The sequence below is a fragment of the Pseudobutyrivibrio sp. 49 genome (genome assembly GCF_900100545.1).
GTDB lineage: Bacteria > Bacillota > Clostridia > Lachnospirales > Lachnospiraceae > Pseudobutyrivibrio.
Genome location: NZ_FNDP01000006.1, coordinates 66122 through 84219 on the forward strand (window position 1 = coordinate 66122; position 18098 = coordinate 84219).

18 protein-coding genes are annotated in these 18098 nt (G+C 39.7%); 3 read left to right on the top strand and 15 right to left on the bottom strand.

Going from position 1 to position 18098, the window contains the following annotated elements; genetic code table 11:
* Window positions 1-31: 31 nt before the first annotated feature.
* From BLP54_RS07195 to leuB, 7 genes are all read right to left on the bottom strand, one after another.
* The gene (locus BLP54_RS07195; protein WP_090168161.1) at window positions 32-913 is read right to left on the bottom strand and encodes a mechanosensitive ion channel family protein; all 882 of its coding nucleotides are present in this window, start codon (window positions 911-913) and stop codon (window positions 32-34) included.
* A 170-nt stretch (window positions 914-1083) separates the two neighbouring features.
* Entirely contained in the window at window positions 1084-2319 is a 1236-nt protein-coding gene (locus BLP54_RS07200) for a DUF1015 domain-containing protein (RefSeq protein ID WP_090168163.1), read from the bottom strand.
* Between the two features lie 2 nt (window positions 2320-2321).
* Window positions 2322-3485, bottom strand: coding sequence for a phosphoglycerate dehydrogenase (locus BLP54_RS07205; RefSeq protein ID WP_090168165.1), 1164 nt, complete (start codon window positions 3483-3485; stop codon window positions 2322-2324).
* Window positions 3485-4567, bottom strand: a complete 1083-nt coding sequence (serC, locus tag BLP54_RS07210; protein WP_090168167.1) for a 3-phosphoserine/phosphohydroxythreonine transaminase — start codon at window positions 4565-4567, stop codon at window positions 3485-3487. Before serC ends, BLP54_RS07205 begins: the two co-directional genes overlap by 1 nt.
* A 65-nt stretch (window positions 4568-4632) precedes the next feature.
* Window positions 4633-6309: a biosynthetic-type acetolactate synthase large subunit gene (gene ilvB, locus BLP54_RS07215; RefSeq protein WP_090168170.1), complete on the bottom strand. Its 1677-nt coding sequence runs from the start codon at window positions 6307-6309 to the stop codon at window positions 4633-4635.
* A gap of 2 nt (window positions 6310-6311) precedes the next feature.
* Entirely contained in the window at window positions 6312-7982 is a 1671-nt protein-coding gene (ilvD, locus tag BLP54_RS07220; protein WP_090168171.1) for a dihydroxy-acid dehydratase, read from the bottom strand.
* 18 nt (window positions 7983-8000) lie between these two features.
* Window positions 8001-9092, bottom strand: a complete 1092-nt coding sequence (gene leuB, locus BLP54_RS07225) for a 3-isopropylmalate dehydrogenase (RefSeq protein WP_090168173.1) — start codon at window positions 9090-9092, stop codon at window positions 8001-8003.
* A 177-nt stretch (window positions 9093-9269) separates the two neighbouring features.
* On the opposite strand from leuB, the gene BLP54_RS07230 reads away from it, so the two are divergent.
* Window positions 9270-10061, top strand: a complete 792-nt coding sequence (locus BLP54_RS07230) for a biotin--[acetyl-CoA-carboxylase] ligase (protein WP_090168175.1) — start codon at window positions 9270-9272, stop codon at window positions 10059-10061.
* On the opposite strand, the gene BLP54_RS07235 is transcribed toward BLP54_RS07230, so the two are convergent.
* The 7 genes from BLP54_RS07235 to BLP54_RS07265 form a co-directional block, all read right to left on the bottom strand.
* Entirely contained in the window at window positions 10058-10264 is a 207-nt protein-coding gene (locus tag BLP54_RS07235) for a hypothetical protein (protein ID WP_090168177.1), read from the bottom strand. The genes BLP54_RS07230 and BLP54_RS07235 overlap by 4 nt on opposite strands.
* Window positions 10265-10284: 20 nt before the next feature.
* The gene (locus tag BLP54_RS07240; RefSeq protein WP_090168179.1) at window positions 10285-10875 is read right to left on the bottom strand and encodes a helix-turn-helix domain-containing protein; all 591 of its coding nucleotides are present in this window, start codon (window positions 10873-10875) and stop codon (window positions 10285-10287) included.
* 173 nt (window positions 10876-11048) lie between these two features.
* Window positions 11049-11747: a hypothetical protein gene (locus tag BLP54_RS07245; protein ID WP_090168182.1), complete on the bottom strand. Its 699-nt coding sequence runs from the start codon at window positions 11745-11747 to the stop codon at window positions 11049-11051.
* Between the two features lie 70 nt (window positions 11748-11817).
* Window positions 11818-12840: an Mbeg1-like protein gene (locus tag BLP54_RS07250; RefSeq protein ID WP_090168184.1), complete on the bottom strand. Its 1023-nt coding sequence runs from the start codon at window positions 12838-12840 to the stop codon at window positions 11818-11820.
* A 15-nt stretch (window positions 12841-12855) separates the two neighbouring features.
* The gene (locus tag BLP54_RS07255; protein WP_090168187.1) at window positions 12856-13818 is read right to left on the bottom strand and encodes a putative ABC transporter permease; all 963 of its coding nucleotides are present in this window, start codon (window positions 13816-13818) and stop codon (window positions 12856-12858) included.
* A 55-nt stretch (window positions 13819-13873) separates the two neighbouring features.
* The gene (locus BLP54_RS07260; RefSeq protein WP_090168189.1) at window positions 13874-14275 is read right to left on the bottom strand and encodes a hypothetical protein; all 402 of its coding nucleotides are present in this window, start codon (window positions 14273-14275) and stop codon (window positions 13874-13876) included.
* Window positions 14276-14378: 103 nt separating this feature from the next.
* A complete protein-coding gene (locus BLP54_RS07265; protein ID WP_090168191.1) occupies window positions 14379-14969 on the bottom strand; it encodes a hypothetical protein in 591 nt (196 codons plus the stop codon).
* A gap of 133 nt (window positions 14970-15102) precedes the next feature.
* On the opposite strand from BLP54_RS07265, the gene BLP54_RS07270 reads away from it, so the two are divergent.
* Both BLP54_RS07270 and BLP54_RS07275 read left to right on the top strand, forming a co-directional pair.
* A complete protein-coding gene (locus BLP54_RS07270; protein ID WP_090168193.1) occupies window positions 15103-15783 on the top strand; it encodes a Crp/Fnr family transcriptional regulator in 681 nt (226 codons plus the stop codon).
* Window positions 15767-16792 carry a PAS domain-containing protein gene (locus BLP54_RS07275; protein ID WP_090168195.1) on the top strand — a complete coding sequence of 342 codons (1026 nt, stop codon included), beginning with the start codon at window positions 15767-15769 and terminating at the stop codon, window positions 16790-16792. The genes BLP54_RS07270 and BLP54_RS07275 overlap by 17 nt, the downstream gene beginning before the upstream one ends.
* On the opposite strand, the gene BLP54_RS07280 is transcribed toward BLP54_RS07275, so the two are convergent.
* Entirely contained in the window at window positions 16782-18083 is a 1302-nt protein-coding gene (locus BLP54_RS07280; RefSeq protein WP_090168197.1) for a S41 family peptidase, read from the bottom strand. The genes BLP54_RS07275 and BLP54_RS07280 overlap by 11 nt on opposite strands.
* Window positions 18084-18098 lie beyond the last annotated feature (15 nt).

Genomic DNA, 18098 nt, shown 5'->3' on the forward strand with positions numbered 1-18098 from the left:
CTAGTCCCTTCTAATGTTACTCAAAATTTTCCTATAAATCTTTCTTTATATGTACATCAAGTTGATTAAAGCAAATCTCGATACCAGCTTTATCAAATCTATTTTTAACTTCCTCTAATACTGCCCATTTTGTAGGCCAGAAGTATTCTGTCTCCACCCAAAATCGAAGTCCTATCTGAACTGCGCTATCACCAAGTTCAGAAACGAAAGTCTGAATTGGCTCTGATGTAATGATGTGGTCCTGCTTTTCAGCAATCTCCATCATAATCTCTTTTGCCTTTTTAATATCACTGTCATAGCTGATTCCAACTGTCTCATTAAACATTCTTCTTGTCATAGAAGTGCAGTTTGTCAGAGAAGCCGATGAAAGTGTACCATTTGGAATCTGAACCATACGGCCATCTATCATTTTAAGAGTAGTGTAGATGATATTAATCTTCTCTACTTTGCCTTCCTGACCTGTTGCATGCTCAATAATATAATTTCCAACTCTAAATGGGTGCATCAAAAGAATAAGCACGCCGCCTGCAAAATTAGAGAGCGCCCCCTGCAAGGCAAGACCGATGGTGACACCGAGACCTGCTACCGCTGCAGATATTGATGTAGTGGTAACTCCAAATAATCCTAATATGATAGTAATTAAGATAATGTAGAAAATCCATTTAAGAACTGATTCTAGAAATGTCTCAACTCCTGGATCAACATCACGAAGATTCATAGCCTTATGAAAAAGCTTTATGATTCCTTTGATGATTTGTGTACCTATTATAAAAACAATAAGCGCTAATACTGCGCACCAAAAGAAACTCCAAAATTTAGGAATTAAATTTTCTATCTGCTGCTGAAGAACACCTTTTTGAATATCTTCCACTAATTCCTCAGCTGTTACAGGGGTAGCTTCCAATAATAACATTTATTATTCCTCCCTACTTACAATCCGTAATATTATAGCACAATGCCATCAAAAAAACACCTTGTTACACTCTCAAGCCTTAGATATTACTCCGCTCAGCTGAAGAAAGCTTCGCTTGAGTAACACTAAGAGCTTGATAGTTACAAGGTGTTTTATAAAATTATTTCACTCTATATTTTATGGATGAATAATCCACTACGCAGTTTTGGCTCAAACCAGGTACTCTTAGGTGGCATTAATAGTCCTGCATCAGCCACATCAAACAGTTCCTGAATACTGGTTGGATACATAGCAAAAGCCACTTTGCAATCACTATTACAGCGACGCTCCAATTCCTCCAAGCCTCTTATACCACCGACAAAATCAATTCTGTCGTCTGTTTTAGGATCTGTGATGCCTAAAAGTGGCTCTAAAACAAGATTTTGAAGAAGAGATACATCAAGTCCTTCTACCGGGTCATCCACCATAAGCTCAGACTTAACCTGGCATAAATACCAGGTTTCCTCTAAAAGCATGCTCCACTGACCTTTTTTTCTTGGTCTGATTGGACAATCCGAAGTTTCTAAAATTTCTACGATTGAATCAAGCTCCTCTAAAAGCTCCTCTGGTGCAAGTCCATTTAAATCCTTTAAAACTCTGTTATAATCGTAAATCTTAAGTTCTTCATCTGGGAAGAGCACTGACAAAAAGAAATTAAAATCTTCTTTTCCTGTGTAATTAGGATTCTCAGCTCTGCGCTTTAATCCTACTTTCACAGCACTGGCTGCACGATGATGACCATCAGCAATGTAGATGCTGTCCATCTTATCAAAAGCTGTGGCAATCAAAGCCTTATCCATCATCCTATCAATAACCCAGCATCGATGTCTGATCCCATCTTCCGCTGTAAAATCATATACTGGCTGGCGGCTCTTTATCTTTGAAACTACTCCACTGATGGTAGAATCCGCCTTGTATGCCAAAAATATTGGTCCTGTCTGAGCGCTACAGGTATCCACGTGTCTGATTCTGTCCTGCTCTTTTTCCGCTCTTGTATTTTCATGTTTTTTAATTACAGAATTCTGATAATCATCAATAGATGAGCATGCGACAATTCCAGTCTGCGAGCGACCATCCATGGTGAGCTCATAAACATAATAAAAATCATCAGCATCCTGCATAAAGCGGCCATCACTAATCCACTGATTTAGCATATCTGCCGCCTTGTTATAAACAGCATCAGAATACATATCTACATCCTCGGCAAACTGTGTTTCTGGTCTGTCGATTGAAAGAAATGAATTTGGCTGTTCCTTTACCTTCTCGTAAGCTTCTTTTCTGCTATAAACATCATAAGGAAGGGCTGCTATAACAGCAGCCTCTTCCTTAGTTGGACGTATAGCCTTAAATGGTAATATCGTCGCCATTTTTATTTAACCACCCTTACTTTTATTACTCCTTCTACCTTCTCGATTTCTGATACAACTGAATCGCTAAGCTTTGAGCCTAAATCAAGGAGTGTATACGCATAGTCGCCACGGCTCTTATTTGTCATATCTTCAACGTTAACATTGTCGTTACTAAGAATTGTAGTAAACGAAGCAATAAGACCGGCTTTATTCTTGTGGAGAATAGCCACACGAGACTCTGCAGAGCAGATTCCCATATCGCAGTCTGGATAATTTACTGAATGAGTAATGTTTCCATTCTCCATGTAATCCATTACTTCCTTAACTGCCATAACTGCACAATTATCCTCAGCCTCCTCTGTAGAAGCGCCAAGGTGAGGTGTACAGATAACACCCTTCTTACCAGCAACAGTTGGATTTGCAAAGTCTGTTACGTAATGGCGAACCTTTCCTGCCTCGATGCCGTCAAGTACAGCCTTCTCATCAACAAGAAGATCACGGGCAAAGTTAAGAATAACAACCCCCTTCTTCATCATCTGAACAGCCTCTTTATTAATCATGCCCTTTGTTGCATCAAGAAGTGGTACGTGAACTGTAATGAAATCGCACTCTCTATAGATGTCCTCAACGTTAGTAACGTGCTTTACATTTCTAGAAAGATTCCAAGCTGCATTTACAGAAATGTATGGGTCATAACCAAGAACTTCCATACCAAGACGGTTAGCATCGTTAGCTACCTTTACACCGATTGCACCAAGTCCGATAACACCCAGCTTCTTTCCAGCAATCTCTGTACCAGCGAAAGCCTTCTTAGCCTTCTCTGCAGTCTTGCCAATGTTCTCATCATCCTTGTTATCAAGTACCCAGTTGATACCGCCAACGATATCACGGCTTGCAAGAAGCATTCCAGCAAAAACAAGCTCCTTAACACCATTTGCATTTGCACCAGGTGTATTGAAAACAACAATACCTTCCTCTGCGCACTTATCAAGTGGAATATTATTTACACCTGCACCAGCACGAGCAACACATGCAAGCTTGTCACCAAGCTCGATGTCATGCATAGCAGCTGAACGTACTAAGACTGCATCTGCGTCGCTGATGTTCTCAACCTTCTTATAGTCTGTAGAGAAGAGCTCTAAGCCCTTGTCAGAAATTGGATTTAAGCAATTAAAAGTAAACATTAGGCATTCTCCTCCTCAAACTTCTTCATAAACTCAACAAGCTTCTCAACACCTTCGATTGGCATTGCGTTGTAGATAGAAGCTCTCATACCGCCAACAGTTCTGTGTCCCTTAAGGTTTACAAATCCTGCTGCTGTAGCCTCCTTTACAAACTTAGCATCAAGCTCTTCGTTACCTGTAACAAAAGGAACATTCATAAGTGAACGGTCTTCCTTTCTAACAGTACCCTTGAAAAGCTTTGAAGAATCAAGGTAATCATATAAAATCTTAGCCTTCTTCTCGTTAAGCTCCTTCATCGCTTTAAGTCCGCCATTCTTAAGAAGCCACTTGAACACCTTGCCACAGATGTAGATATCGTAGCATGGAGGCGTGTTGTAAAGGCTGTCGTTGTCTGCCTGTGTCTTATACTTAAGCATTGTAGGTGTGCCTGGAAGAACATCATCACGGATAAGATCCTCACGGATGATAACGATAACCATACCTGCTGGTCCTACATTCTTCTGAACACCACCATAGATGATGCCGTACTTTGTTACATCAACTGGCTCAGAAAGGAAGCATGAGCTAACGTCTGCTACCAAGTCCTTACCCTTTGTATTTGGAAGAGTTTTGAACTTTGTGCCGTAGATTGTATTGTTCTCACAGATATATACATAGTCCATATCATCTGTAATAGGAAGGTCCGAACAATCTGGAATATAGCTGAAGGTCTCATCTGCTGAGGATGCAAGCTCTACAGCCTCGCCGTACATCTTTGCTTCCTGAAATGCCTTCTTAGCCCACTGACCTGTGATAATATAACCAGCCTTCTTATTCTTCATAAGGTTCATAGGAATAGCTGCAAACTGCTGGCTGGCTCCACCCTGAAGGAAAAGAACTTTGTAATTGTCAGGAATGTTCATAAGCTTTCTGATGTCAGCTTCTGCATCTTTGATAATCTCATCAAAAACCTTGGAACGATGGCTCATCTCCATAACTGACATGCCACAGCCCTTATAATCAAGCATCTCATCTGCTGCTTCCTTAAGAACCTCCTCCGGCAATACTGCTGGTCCTGCACTAAAATTGAAAACTCTGCTCATTACAATAAATCTCCTTTCGTCGGCCTTCGGCCTCCTGATGTTCAAAATCTTCACTCCGTTCGATTTTAAACATCACTTTCTTTAAAGAACTCATTAATAGGTGCTCCCGGTGCTACCATTGGCCATACTTTGTCATCGCTGTCGATGATACAGTCAATAAGCACTGGCTTATCGGATCGAAGTGCCTCCGATAACGCCTGGGAGAATTCCTCCTGAGTTGTTACGCGTACGCCTGTGCATCCCATAGCCTCTGCAAGCTTGACATAATCTACCCCATCGTCAAGTACAGTTGCTGAATAATGTTTGTTGTAGAACAAAGTCTGCCACTGTCTAACCATTCCAAGTACATGATTGTTTACAACAATTTCTATAAGAGGCAACTTTTCTCTGCTTGCTGTTGCCAATTCGTTCATGTTCATTCTGAAGCAACCATCACCTGCAATGTTGATAACTGTCTTGTCAGGATTTCCTGTCTTAGCGCCGATTGCTGCACCAAGGCCATATCCCATTGTTCCAAGTCCACCTGATGTAAGAAGCTGATGTGGTTTCTTATATTTGTAGAACTGTGCTGCCCACATCTGGTGCTGACCGACCTCTGTAGCAATGATTGCATCACCCTTTGTCTGACGGTAAACCTCACTCACAAGGTATGGACCTGATAAGCCTTCCTTTGGAACCGTAAGAGGATACTTTTCTACAAGAGCCTTTACATTCTTCATCCATGACTCATGACTCTGCTGTTCAAGAATTTTATTAAGTCTTGAAAGAGTCTCTTTAACATCACCGATGATTGCATGGTCTGTCATGATATTTTTATTAATCTCAGCTGGATCTACATCAAACTGAAGAATCTTAGCCTTTGCTGCAAATTTTTCAGGATTTCCAAGAACTCTGTCTGAGAATCTTGTTCCAATAGCGATAAGCAAATCACAATCAGAAACGCTAAGATTCGATGCCTTTGTTCCATGCATGCCAAGCATTCCAAGGTATCTCTCATCTGTACCGTTGAAAGCACCTTTACCCATAAGTGTGTCGCAAACTGGTGCATCAACTAAGTCTACAAATTTCTTTAAATCCTTTGATGCGTTCGCAAGAACTGCACCACCACCTACGAAGATGACTGGTTTCTTAGATTTCTTAATAAGTTTTACTGCCTCATTTAAAGCCTTCTCTGTGATGTCTTTCTTAACTCGTCCTGCTGGAATTGGCTTCATTGGCATATATTCATATTTATTTGTAGGAGCTGTAACATCCTTTGGAACATCGATAAGTACAGGACCTGGACGACCACTCTTTGCAATAAGGAATGCACGGCGGATTGTCTCAGCCAAATCACTGATGTCCTTAACGATGAAATTATGCTTTGTAATTGGCATGGTAATACCGGCAATATCAATCTCCTGGAAAGAATCCTTACCAAGAAGAGGTAATGTAACATTGCATGTAAGGGCAACAATTGGAACTGAATCCATGTGAGCTGTTGCAATACCTGTTACAAGGTTTGTTGCTCCAGGACCACTTGTTGCGAAACACACACCAACCTTACCTGTTGCTCTGGCATAACCATCTGCTGCGTGAGCAGCCCCCTGCTCATGGCTTGTAAGCACATGATGAATCTCATCCTTGTGCTTATAAAGCTCATCGTAAAGATTAAGGATTGCACCGCCTGGATAACCAAATACTGTGTCAACTCCCTGCTCTTTTAAACATTCTATAATTATTTCTGAACCACTTAATAACATTATTAAACCTCCGGTGTCTGTAAAATTGCACCTCTATTTCCTGAAGTAACCTGTGCAGCGTATCTTCTTAAATATCCTGTAGTAACACGAGGCTCGCGAGGCTGCCACTTAGCCTTACGTGCAGCAAGCTCTTCATCGCTAACCTTTAAAGTCATTGAATAGTTTGGAATATCGATTGCGATGATATCGCCTTCCTCTACAAGTGCGATTGGTCCGCCTACAGCTGCCTCTGGTGAAACGTGTCCGATGGAAGCACCACGGCTTGCACCTGAGAAACGCCCATCTGTAATAAGCGCAACTGATGAGCCAAGTCCCATACCTGCAATTGCTGATGTAGGATTAAGCATCTCTCTCATACCAGGGCCACCCTTAGGTCCCTCGTAGCGGATGACTACAACATCACCTTCTACAATCTTTCCACCCTTGATTGCTGCGATTGCATCTTCCTCGCTATCGAATACTCTTGCTGGACCTTCGTGAACAAGCATCTCTGGAACAACTGCACTTCTCTTAACAACTGATCCGTCTGGTGCAAGGTTTCCCTTGAGAACTGCAAGTCCACCAGTCTTTGTATATGGATTGTCCACAGGTCTAATAACCTCTGGATTTCTATTTACCGCATTTTTAATATTCTCACCAACAGTCTTGCCTGTAACTGTCATACAGTCTGTGTTTAGAAGTCCGATGTCAGCAAGCTCCTTCATAACAGCCCAAACACCGCCTGCCTCATTAAGGTCTTCCATGTAAGTAGGACCTGCTGGCGCAAGGTGACAAAGGTTTGGAGTCTTTTCTGAAATAGGATTTGCAAACTCAATATCAAAATCAAAGCCAATCTCGTGAGCAATTGCTGGGAGATGAAGCATTGAGTTTGTAGAACAACCAAGTGCCATATCTACTGTAAGAGCGTTAAGAACAGCTTCCTTTGTCATAATCTGACGAGCTGTGATGCCCTTGTTATACATATCCATAACAGCCATACCAGCATGCTTTGCAAGACGAATTCTCTCAGAGTAAACTGCTGGAATTGTGCCGTTTCCTCTTAAGCCCATACCAAGTGCCTCTGTAAGGCAGTTCATGGAATTTGCTGTGTACATACCTGAACAGCTTCCGCATGTAGGACATACATTCTCTACGAAGTTCTCTACCTCTTCCTCTGTCATGTTGCCTGCTGCATGTGCGCCAACAGCCTCAAACATAGAAGAAAGTGAACGCTTCTGACCGCCTACGTGACCTGCAAGCATAGGGCCGCCTGATACGAATACTGTTGGAAGATCAAGTCGAGCTGCTGCCATAAGAAGTCCTGGTACGTTCTTGTCACAGTTTGGCACCATTACAAGTGCATCAAACTGATGAGCAAGTGCCATACACTCTGTAGAATCAGCAATCAAATCTCTTGTTACTAGGGAATATTTCATTCCGATATGTCCCATGGCAATACCATCACAAACTGCGATTGCTGGGAAAACTACTGGAACACCGCCTGCCTCGGCTACACCAAGCTTTACAGCATCCACGATTTTATCAATATTCATATGGCCTGGTACTATCTCGTTGTACGAAGATACGATACCAACCATAGGTTTTTTCATTTCTTCCTGAGTAAATCCTAATGCATTGAATAAGGATCTTGCTGGTGCCTGCTGCATACCAGCTCTGGCATTATCACTTCTCATTATTAAACTCCTCCAAATTTATAATCTTTCTACGATTAAATCTCCAATTTCTACGGTACCGACCTGTGTTACGCTGCTTCCATCGCGAGGCATAATGTCGATTGTGCGGTAGCCATCCTTCAGTACCTGCTTTACGGCTTTTTCGATGGCATCTGCTTCTGCATCCAAATCAAAGGAATAGCGAAGCATCATAGCTGCTGAAAGGATTGTAGCGATTGGATTTGCGATACCCTTTCCAGCAATATCTGGTGCACTTCCGCCTGATGGCTCGTAAAGACCAAACTTTGTATCATTTAATGAAGCTGATGAAAGCATCCCGATGGAACCGGTAACCATAGATGCCTCATCGCTCAAAATATCTCCGAACATGTTCTCAGTAAGGATTACATCAAACTGGCGAGGATCCTTAACCAGCTGCATTGCACAATTATCAACAAGCATGTGCTCGTAGGTAACCTCAGGATAATCCTTTGCAACCTCTTCCACGATTTTGCGCCAGAGTCTTGAAGAATCAAGAACGTTTGCCTTATCCACTGAAGTAACCTTCTTGCGACGCTTCATTGCAATGTCAAAGCCACGCTTTGCAATGCGGCGAATCTCCGACTCGCTGTAAGTAAGGCTGTCACGTGCAACTAGCTGACCGTTCTCCTCTTTTGTGGAACGCTCTCCAAAATAAAGACCACCTGTAAGCTCACGCATAATCATCATGTCGAAGCCATCACCTATGATGTCATCTCTAAGTGGGCATGCTTCCTTTAATTCATCATATAAATATGCTGGACGAAGATTTGCGAAAAGATTTAGACTCTTGCGAAGCTTTAACAGACCTGCTTCTGGACGCTTGTCTGCTGGTAGCTTGTACCAAGGGCTGGTAGAAGTGTTTCCGCCGATAGAACCCATAAGAACAGCGTCACTTGCAAGGGCAGCCTTGATTGCATCATCAGTGAGAGGCTCACCACATGCATCAATTGAGCAACCGCCCATAAGAATTTCAGTGTACTTAAACTCATGTCCATATTTCGTGCCGATTGCATCGAGAACCTTCACCGCCTCAGTGACAATCTCTGGACCAATTCCGTCTCCTCTAATTACGCCTACATTGAAAGTCATGATAATATCCTTCCCTTATAAAAACCATTTTTAATAGTTTAATACAGTAAAGTGTGAAATTCAAGAACGAGAACCCCATTTTTACATCTTTGACAAATTAGCCTAAATACTTCTAAAATATATCAGAAGTGTTAGTAAACTTTACCACACTAAAGTGTTAAATATAAGGGAAATAATATGAGTTCAAAAGACAAAGTACTAGAATTACTTGAAAATAATAAAGATAGTTACACCTCAGGTGAGGCAATTGCCACTAGCCTTGGGCTTTCTCGTAATGCCATCTGGAAAGCTATAAATGAGCTTAGAAAAGCTGGATATTCTATAGATGCTGTTAGCAATAAGGGCTATAAGCTTGCTGATAACAATGATATTTTGTCTTCTGCTGGGATTATTTCCTATTTAGATGATTCGTTTAAGGAAATTTATCAGGCTGAGCCTGAGATGATTCGTATATACGATAACACCACATCTACAAACAGATTAGCAAAAGAAGCTGCCATTGCTGGAGCTGAACATGGCACAGTTATCCTTGCCAAGGAACAGACCGCTGGCCGTGGCAGAAAGGATCACTCCTTCTATTCTCCTGAAGGCGGACTTTATATGAGCATCCTCTTAAAGCCTGAACATCTTTCTACTTTAGAACCAGATGCGATTACAACTTTGACAGGTAATGCTGTTTGTGATGCTATTGAAACCTTAGTAGGTGTACGTCCGAGAATCAAGCCAATCAATGATTTATTTATAGACGATAAGAAAATCTGCGGCATCCTCACAGAAGCTGGCACAGAATTTGAAACTGGCGATGTTCAGTGGATTGTCGTAGGAATCGGCATCAATTTTGATTCAGATATTTCTGCCTTTCCTGCAGACATCAAAAAAACTGCCACCAGCCTTTTTGCTCCTGGTAAGAATACCATCACAAAGAATCAGCTGGCAGCAGCGATAATTAATAAAATAGTTGTTATTTAAGCTTCGGAAGCTTCTTTCTTTTTAGCTTTCATATTCAAATATATAGCTGCAAAAATACCATAGAAAAACATGAAGAAACCTGCTCCGTGAGCTATACCGATGAAGTATTCTCTATGAGTAATATGATTCATTAACATTGCTAATACCCAACCAATAAATGCCATTACTTTGTATCCATTTTCTTTTGTCATTAATTCTTTCATTTTATTATTCTCCTTCTCTCTTATAATCCTAAAAAGTTTTTACATACAAATACAACTGCGAGACTTGCTACACCTGCTATCAATGCAGAAGCTATCGTTACAACTGTAGTCTGATATGGACGCTTCCCAATTTCCTGCTGTTTGGTTGCCTCATCAAGTGTTTTACCATTCATAAATGACACAATCTCTTTGTAAGTACTTACATCATTCTCTTTTTGAAGCGTTCCAAGCTTTATAGAGAAATACAATGTTCCTATAATAAGTAACCCCTCTGGAACCAATGACCATAGCCCAATTAATAAATACGCTGGACCGAATGTCAAAATCAAAATAAGTAAGCACATCAACATTGCTTTTCCGTAGAACTTCATTTGATTTACATCTTGTTCATTAATAATCTTTTGCATCTTTTCTACATCTCCTTTGACTAATTGATCAATAGAGGCATCAAATAGAGTACTAAGTAAAAGTAAGCTTTGGATATCTGGATAACTCTTTTCATTTTCCCAATTAGAAATTGTCTGTCGTGATACAAACATCTTCTCTGCAAGTTCATCCTGATTCCAATTAAGTGAACTTCTGTAATCCTTAATTCTTTTTCCTAGTTCCATTTGTGTCCTCCCTGTTGTTGACTCAATAGTATTCAAAACAAGATGTTTACGCCATCAAAAGTCTTTTACATTGCCCAAAAATGGGGATGTAAAAGTTTTTTTACATCCCCGTTTTCACTAAATTGTAGATGATTTTGCAATGCAAGTAAAGAAAAACACTTTCTAGTACCTCATTATATTTCCTCACTACTAAGTTTGACTTGTTTCTTTAAATCCCTGCCAATAGAATCCTCCATCCTCTGCACTTCCTTTTCTACATATCTGTCTACAAAGCCTTCCTTAAAATATGCCTCGTCGGCTTTCATTTCTCGATTGTCCTTGTCCGTATTAAAATTCTCCTTTTCTTCCTCAAGACTTTCAGTCAAAGTTTTTACCAAATCTTCCTCATCCTGAAGATCATGTTCTTTCTTCAAATGGCTAAATAATCTACCATCATGTAAAGCCTTGTCCGCCTCCAGTTGCTCTGTAAGACGTTTATACTCTCGCTCGTTTGCTTTCCTGTCTTCAATATACTTACTTAAAACATCTGCTCTTTCAAATTCGAATTCACTCAATCCTTCATAATGACCTGATACATAGTTCTCAACTTCACTGTCAAACCATTGTTGGTCTTTATTTGAAACAGTCTGGCCATTAGCTATCTTGCCAAGAATTTCATCCATTCTGGATACATATTCCCTATATGCATCTGAATCCTTATTAAAACTAATCGCTTTAGACTTCTCAGTGCCTTCTTTCGAAAAAGAAACAGAACATGCCTCTTGCCTTTTTTCTTCTCCAAGTGCAGACACACCATTATTTGAAACACCATCTTTTCTTGATGGTATAACAGTTTGATTTGTTAAATTTAGATTTGAAGCTTTTACATCCATATTGAATCTCCATAGAAACAGGCAGGTTCCATCTAAACTTTAATTATAATTCCTAGATATGAAAACTTTATTATTTCGTTTTACTAGCTTTTACCGTCTGCGAAATCGCCTTTAAGGATTTCAAACCGCCCTTCTTGAAATCTGTGAGTGTCAATGCTCCTGCTGCTTCGAATATCGAGAATAGTTCTTCCACAAAATTATCCATCTCATCTTCTGTCATCTTTGCAATACTATCCTTTATCCATTTATCAGCCATAACAGCTGCCTTTGAAATATTTTCTACTGTAACAAGTGTCTTTCCTTCCACACACCATGTAGCAATATTGTGCTGTAAAACAGCAACTGCATTGCTTTTAACCACTATAGGCTCACATACTGGTGTCATAAGAAGCCCCACAATAGTTTCCTCAGGCACAATACTTATAATCTTTGGAAGTATATCCTTAATAGTTTTGCTGGATGCCACTTTATCCATAAATCCTGGGCCATCATTACTATAAACAGTAAGTATTCTTTGCTGAATGTCTTTATTACACTTAGCAGCAGCAAAAACTGAAAGATGTCCACCTTTGGAATGTCCACCAACACGAAGTAATCTATCATTGTCTTTCGCTATACGATTAATGTATTCTACAGCCTCCTTCTCAGCCTCTGTTTCCTTGATTGCCAGCATGAAATCTTCCTTCCAGCCTACTACCGTATCGTCTGTGCCTCTAAAACAGATATAACTTGTGCCATCAGGAAGCAAAAATTCCATAGCTGCGAACTGAAGAGTACGGGAGGTATCAATCAGGTTAACATAATTTCTAATTCTCACATCTTTATAGCGATTCGTTTGAGAAATTGCTTTTAATGTAATTGGAGAATCCTTGAGAATTGAGCCATCTCGAAAGCTATCCTCATCATAAATCTTCTCAAAATAGATATCGCTTACTTCTTTTATACTCAAAACTTTTGGAGCATCACCATCAAAAATACTATCCATCTCAACATAAGAAACACAGGATAGTACAAGATTATCTACTACATTGAAACCATCCTGCCAGAACTCCAAATCACCACGCCAATTTATATAATCCTTTATTGTCCCCATAGTTAATCCTCCAATTTACCAACTGCGTTTTTCAAGTCTTAAACGCTCATGTTCAATTTCATCCATCAGTACTTTTGCGGGAACAGGAGCTGTACTCTCATCATAAAGCAATTCTATAAGTTGATTTTGTTTTTCTATCAAACTATTCTTTATAAAGCTTGTTGGCTCCAGGTTTTCCCTTAGTTGCTCTCTTCCTGCTTTAATGCTTGCATCCCACTCAGCTTTATTCTTTTCATACTGTTGGTTTAATTCGTCTATACGTTTTTCAGCCTCAATTCGGAACTTCTCTGTCTCCAAACGTATTTCTTCCATTCGAGCCTTAACCTTTTCTGTGCGATAGATTACGTCAGGATATGCATCGGCAAATCGACGGAAAAAGATTGATCTATTACTAAGTAGAAAACGTACATCCTTGCTTATGGCCTCTGTATTATCTGCTTCACTGGATTCAACTCCAATTTTTACAAGCTTTAATACAAAATGAGAAACACTATAATCAGCAAGAATAATAACAGAAAGACAGCCAGCAATTATTTCTTTACTAAATAGACTTAATTGTTCAAAGAAGCCATATAAAACCGGATTTACGATATGGATAATAGCAACACCGCCCAAACCAAACAGAATCAGATTTCCAATCCACACTCTTCCATTTAGATTCATTGGTTTCTGGCTATAATCCCACCATCTAGCATGAAATCGCATTTCCATAAAGTAACTGGCAAGATATTCAATCAAGCCACATACAATCAAAGATATAGCAAAGGTGGTTCCTATACCTCTCTCCACAGGGGTGAGCCCAGCTACCGTGAGCGTGATAAGTGCAGCCCCTGCGCCATAAATTGGAAGCCATGGACCAATGAGAAATCCTCGGTTTATAAATCGACCAAACTGTCGATATTTCAGGGTTACCTCAATGCACCAGCCCACGAATGAAAATGTAAAGAATACCAATATCAGGTTTATGAAAAACTCCATATGCTCCTCCTGTCAGAACTGAAAATAGCCCTGAGATTTTCCTCAGGGCTTAATATTATTCCTCTTCTTCAAAATCAAATTCTTTGAACAGATACTTTCTACAGAATAACAGTAATGCTATAGCCAGGACTCTAACAAGCATACTTAACGATTCTTCATGACCCGCAACTATGCCTCTTGCTATTGCAAATATCAATACTTCGATGATTGTATTCATAGAGTGCTTAACAAGCATTCTTACAAACTCTATTACAATAATAACGCTGAAAGCAGATACCAAAAGTGTTTCCATATAAGCCAATGCTTCTGTATCCGGTGAAATAAATGCAAAGGCATCAATAATCAGACGATAGCCGCCGTATACTATTCCAACCAGAAGTATCGCTGCCACCAGCTTTTCAAGAATATTCGGTAGCCTAATAATGGTTCGATTAAATTTCTTTTTCTTTTCTTCCATACTGTCCGTCCCTCTATTAATAATCTAATATATACGAACTCTTGGAAAGAATTATACACAACTTATATGAAAAATCTGCAAAGTATCCTACGGGATATTTGTTCTACATACCAATTGCTATAGTATGCATGACATCACCAGAAATTTTAACCTCAGAATCAGCAAATAATCCTGTCACAAATGACTTTAATAACTGATAGTATAAATCCCCATCAAGGCCTGCTTCCTCAAAGTAGCTGGAATGAAGATCCATTGTTCTTATGATTTCACAACTTCCATCAGCGTACTGATTCACCATAGAGGCTCTATCGCAAGGCATTCCGTCTAGCAAGATTTCCTGTAGTCTAGCGCATGCTTCCTCTGGGCTATTTACACCTTCGATTTTCATTGATTCACCTACAGATTTAACAGTAGCTTCTATCTTTTCTAATCGCTCATAGTTTTCCCTTGCAATGGCAGAAACTACACCTGCAAATCTCTTCTCAGCTCCATCCACCATTCCAAATAAAGATGCATGGATATTACTTAAATCTACAACCTCTTCTATCGGCGGAAACTCCTGGATAACATAGTCATCCACATCAGCATTCCAACCTTCGACCTTGGATAAATCAGCAAGAGCATTTATAACCTGCTGCAGGGTTATAATCCTGTTATACATAAGTGAATGAATCGGTCCTAAAAATGCGCTCATATTTTCTAACTCCTTTGAAACTTGTTTTTGTTCATTGACAGCACTTTAAACCATAATTCAATCGCAAATAGTTGCAAATGCAACTCTTCCCATCGTATTATTTAGGTAGTATATAGATAGGCAGGTGGACGCTATGAATAATGAGATTAGTTATAAAGATGTTGAGCTTTTTGAAAATATTAAGGGCGCTGATTTAGACAAACTGTTAGTCTGCATCCGCTCTTTCAAAAAGGAGTTCAAAAAAGGGCAGACCATTTACATGGAAACTGACCATATTTCTTATGTAGGAATCGTTCTATATGGAAGTGTTCATATGATAAAGAATGATATTTGGGGTAATAACACTCTATTTACCTTCTTTGGTCCTGGCGAATTGTTTGGAGAAAGCTTTGCTGTTCAAAAAGACGTTTCTTCATCGGTGATATTTAAAGCTGCAGAGAATACAAAAGTCTTATTCCTTGCGGCCTCTAACATAATTCATTCATGCCCTAATGCCTGCGGATTTCATGCTCAGATTGCTACAAATCTGTTTCACCTACTGGGAACTAAAAATCAAAAGTTCCTTAATAAGATAGAAGTCCTATCAAAGGGAAGCATCCGAGAAAAGCTTTTAGCTTATATTTCGCAGCTGGCACAGGAGCAGAATTCTAAATATGTTAACTCCCCTCTTTCAAGAGTGGCTCTTGCAGAATATTTATCTGTAAATCGCAGTGCAATGATACGAGAGCTCTCAAAAATGAGGGATGATGGAATTATAGATTTTGATAAGGATACATTTATCGTAAAGGAAGGAAATCATGGAAAAGAGAATTGATAAAGCGAAGAATGTAGGAATGGGAATTGGTTCAAAGGTGAAGACTGCGCCCTTGAAGAGACAGGATGGAGCTGATGAACTGTATCTTGCTCTCAAGCAAATAGAGAATCATCCTCTTAACATATTTGCCCTTGAAAATGAAGCTATTTCGAAAGCTCTTATGGAACTTAGAGCTGCTATGGAAAGCCGTGAAAACTTAATCGAAGCTTTGGATAAAGCAAGAGAACTCGCTATCCACTATGCTGAAAAAGGCGACTTGCTCTACCCTCTTCTCAAGCTTAAATATCATTTTGTAGGTCCTACAGACATTATGTGGACAGTAGATGATGAAATTCGCGATGAAATGAAAGCACTCTCTAACAGTGCAAAGGATTTCCCTTCACTTTTAGAAGACAGTACTTGGAACGAAAGACTTGATGTAGTTGTCACAAAAGCCGAAGACATGCTCTACAAGGAAGAAAACATCATCTTCCCTCTTTGCGCTAAGAACTTCACGGTGCAAGAATGGGCTGACATAGCAAGAGACTTTGATGACTACAAGCCTTGCCTCATTGGAAAGCATCCACTATGGGAGAAAGCTACCCCAAAGAAAAACGTTAAGGATTTATCTCAGACTGGGGATATGATTAATCTCCCATCAGGTCAGCTTACTCCATATCAACTAGATGCAATGCTTAACACCATTCCAATTGAGCTTACATTTGTTGATGAGAATGATGTTAATAAATACTTTAACGATGGCGATGATATGAAGCTTTTCAAGCGCCCTCTTACAGCCCTTGATAGAGAAGTTTATACCTGTCATCCTCCTAAATTTGAGCCTATGGTTCGCTCTATAATTGCTGATTTCAAGGCTGGCAATAGAGACTGTATTGATATCTGGAGCAGCCGTGATAACCAGCCTGTATTAATCAGATACATGGCTGTCCGCGATAAAGACCACAACTATGTGGGTACTCTTGAATGCGTTCAGCCTATGGGTTTTGCCGAAAAGCATTTTAGTCACTAATCAATTGTTTTGCTTTACTGAGAGCCTCCTTTGGGTCACAGACGTAGTCTGGCTCAATAGGCTCTCCTTTTTTGCTTTGTTCTATTCTATGCCAGTTTTTATAGGAAATAGTCAATCCCAGTTTAGAATTTGGCAAAGAAAATCTAAGTATATCTCCGTAGGCATCAGGAAGATTTCCAGAGGCCTCACCGATAACAGTTCCTAAATTATTATCTGAAATCAGCATTGTAAAATCCATTGCCGCACTGTAAGTATAAACGTCTGTGAGCATATATATATTTCCCGAAAAAGCATTTTCCTTCTTCTGAATATCTACATGGTAAGGTTCATTATGTATGAGAAAATTCCCGTATCTCACATCACTACTCCAGCTATCATAACCATCTATATCCAGATACTGTAAAAATGCATCTGCCACATAGGAATTACCGCCACCGTTTCCGCGCAAATCAACAATTATATTATTGATTCCTTTCTCGTTAACCTGATCAAAAAAGCCCTTTAATGTGCTCTCATAATAATCATCATAGTTACATTCTTCCAAGGTAAATACAGCGGTACTGGTTCTCTCATCTATTTCATAGCTGACCCACTCATCATCCTCTTCTTCGGCACCTTTTACCTGTTCATATGGCACAAATGAATAGTGATAATCCTTTTTTCCTTCTTCTGTATCGTAGGTAAATCGTACTCCATCAGAAGTGTCCACACCAACCCATTCAAGACATGATTCATTCTCAATAAAATGATCTACGCATGCTCTGGCAAACTCTTTGCGCTCATACTGAAAGATTTCTAAATAATCATCTACAATCTTCTCTGTTGGAATACCATTTATTTCCGATGGCAGTCCAAGCTCCTTTAACTGTGTGAAATCATCAATGTAATATGCATCGTCATCCATGTAAGAAATTCTAGAATGTCCATCATAGAGCTGATGCATGATTCTGCCTATAATTCTCCACTCATCAATAACGGTGTAGGTATCCACACCATCATCAATGACTTGCTGTCTCTCGGTTTTATATGCATCTTCCACAGCGGCAACATTCTTGTTATCATCCTCAAGCCATGCAGGATGACGTTCTCTTAGTTTTTTAACAGTAAAATCTATGTCTTTCAACACCTGCTTTTCAGTAAGCTCTGATTCTACAGGCAAAGAGGCTATGAATTTCTTTGTTGTTCCACGATATGGATTAATGAATAGTTGATAACCCAAAAACAAAATAAGAGCTATTGATAATACCGAAATAGAAACAATTACAACTCTCTTGGCTACTTTTGATTTCATAACATCTCCTTTAGA

Bases quoted from the DNA above. Each gene is read 5' to 3' on its own strand.
- BLP54_RS07195 (WP_090168161.1), bottom strand. From the start codon at position 913: ATGTTATTATTGGAAGCTACCCCTGTAACAGCTGAGGAATTAGTGGAA.
- BLP54_RS07200 (WP_090168163.1), bottom strand. From the start codon at position 2,319: ATGGCGACGATATTACCATTTAAGGCTATACGTCCAACTAAGGAAGAG.
- BLP54_RS07205 (WP_090168165.1), bottom strand. From the start codon at position 3,485: ATGTTTACTTTTAATTGCTTAAATCCAATTTCTGACAAGGGCTTAGAG.
- serC (WP_090168167.1), bottom strand. From the start codon at position 4,567: ATGAGCAGAGTTTTCAATTTTAGTGCAGGACCAGCAGTATTGCCGGAG.
- ilvB (WP_090168170.1), bottom strand. From the start codon at position 6,309: ATGTTATTAAGTGGTTCAGAAATAATTATAGAATGTTTAAAAGAGCAG.
- ilvD (WP_090168171.1), bottom strand. From the start codon at position 7,982: ATGAGAAGTGATAATGCCAGAGCTGGTATGCAGCAGGCACCAGCAAGA.
- leuB (WP_090168173.1), bottom strand. From the start codon at position 9,092: ATGACTTTCAATGTAGGCGTAATTAGAGGAGACGGAATTGGTCCAGAG.
- BLP54_RS07230 (WP_090168175.1), top strand. From the start codon at position 9,270: ATGAGTTCAAAAGACAAAGTACTAGAATTACTTGAAAATAATAAAGAT.
- BLP54_RS07235 (WP_090168177.1), bottom strand. From the start codon at position 10,264: ATGAAAGAATTAATGACAAAAGAAAATGGATACAAAGTAATGGCATTT.
- BLP54_RS07240 (WP_090168179.1), bottom strand. From the start codon at position 10,875: ATGGAACTAGGAAAAAGAATTAAGGATTACAGAAGTTCACTTAATTGG.
- BLP54_RS07245 (WP_090168182.1), bottom strand. From the start codon at position 11,747: ATGGATGTAAAAGCTTCAAATCTAAATTTAACAAATCAAACTGTTATA.
- BLP54_RS07250 (WP_090168184.1), bottom strand. From the start codon at position 12,840: ATGGGGACAATAAAGGATTATATAAATTGGCGTGGTGATTTGGAGTTC.
- BLP54_RS07255 (WP_090168187.1), bottom strand. From the start codon at position 13,818: ATGGAGTTTTTCATAAACCTGATATTGGTATTCTTTACATTTTCATTC.
- BLP54_RS07260 (WP_090168189.1), bottom strand. From the start codon at position 14,275: ATGGAAGAAAAGAAAAAGAAATTTAATCGAACCATTATTAGGCTACCG.
- BLP54_RS07265 (WP_090168191.1), bottom strand. From the start codon at position 14,969: ATGAGCGCATTTTTAGGACCGATTCATTCACTTATGTATAACAGGATT.
- BLP54_RS07270 (WP_090168193.1), top strand. From the start codon at position 15,103: ATGAATAATGAGATTAGTTATAAAGATGTTGAGCTTTTTGAAAATATT.
- BLP54_RS07275 (WP_090168195.1), top strand. From the start codon at position 15,767: ATGGAAAAGAGAATTGATAAAGCGAAGAATGTAGGAATGGGAATTGGT.
- BLP54_RS07280 (WP_090168197.1), bottom strand. From the start codon at position 18,083: ATGAAATCAAAAGTAGCCAAGAGAGTTGTAATTGTTTCTATTTCGGTA.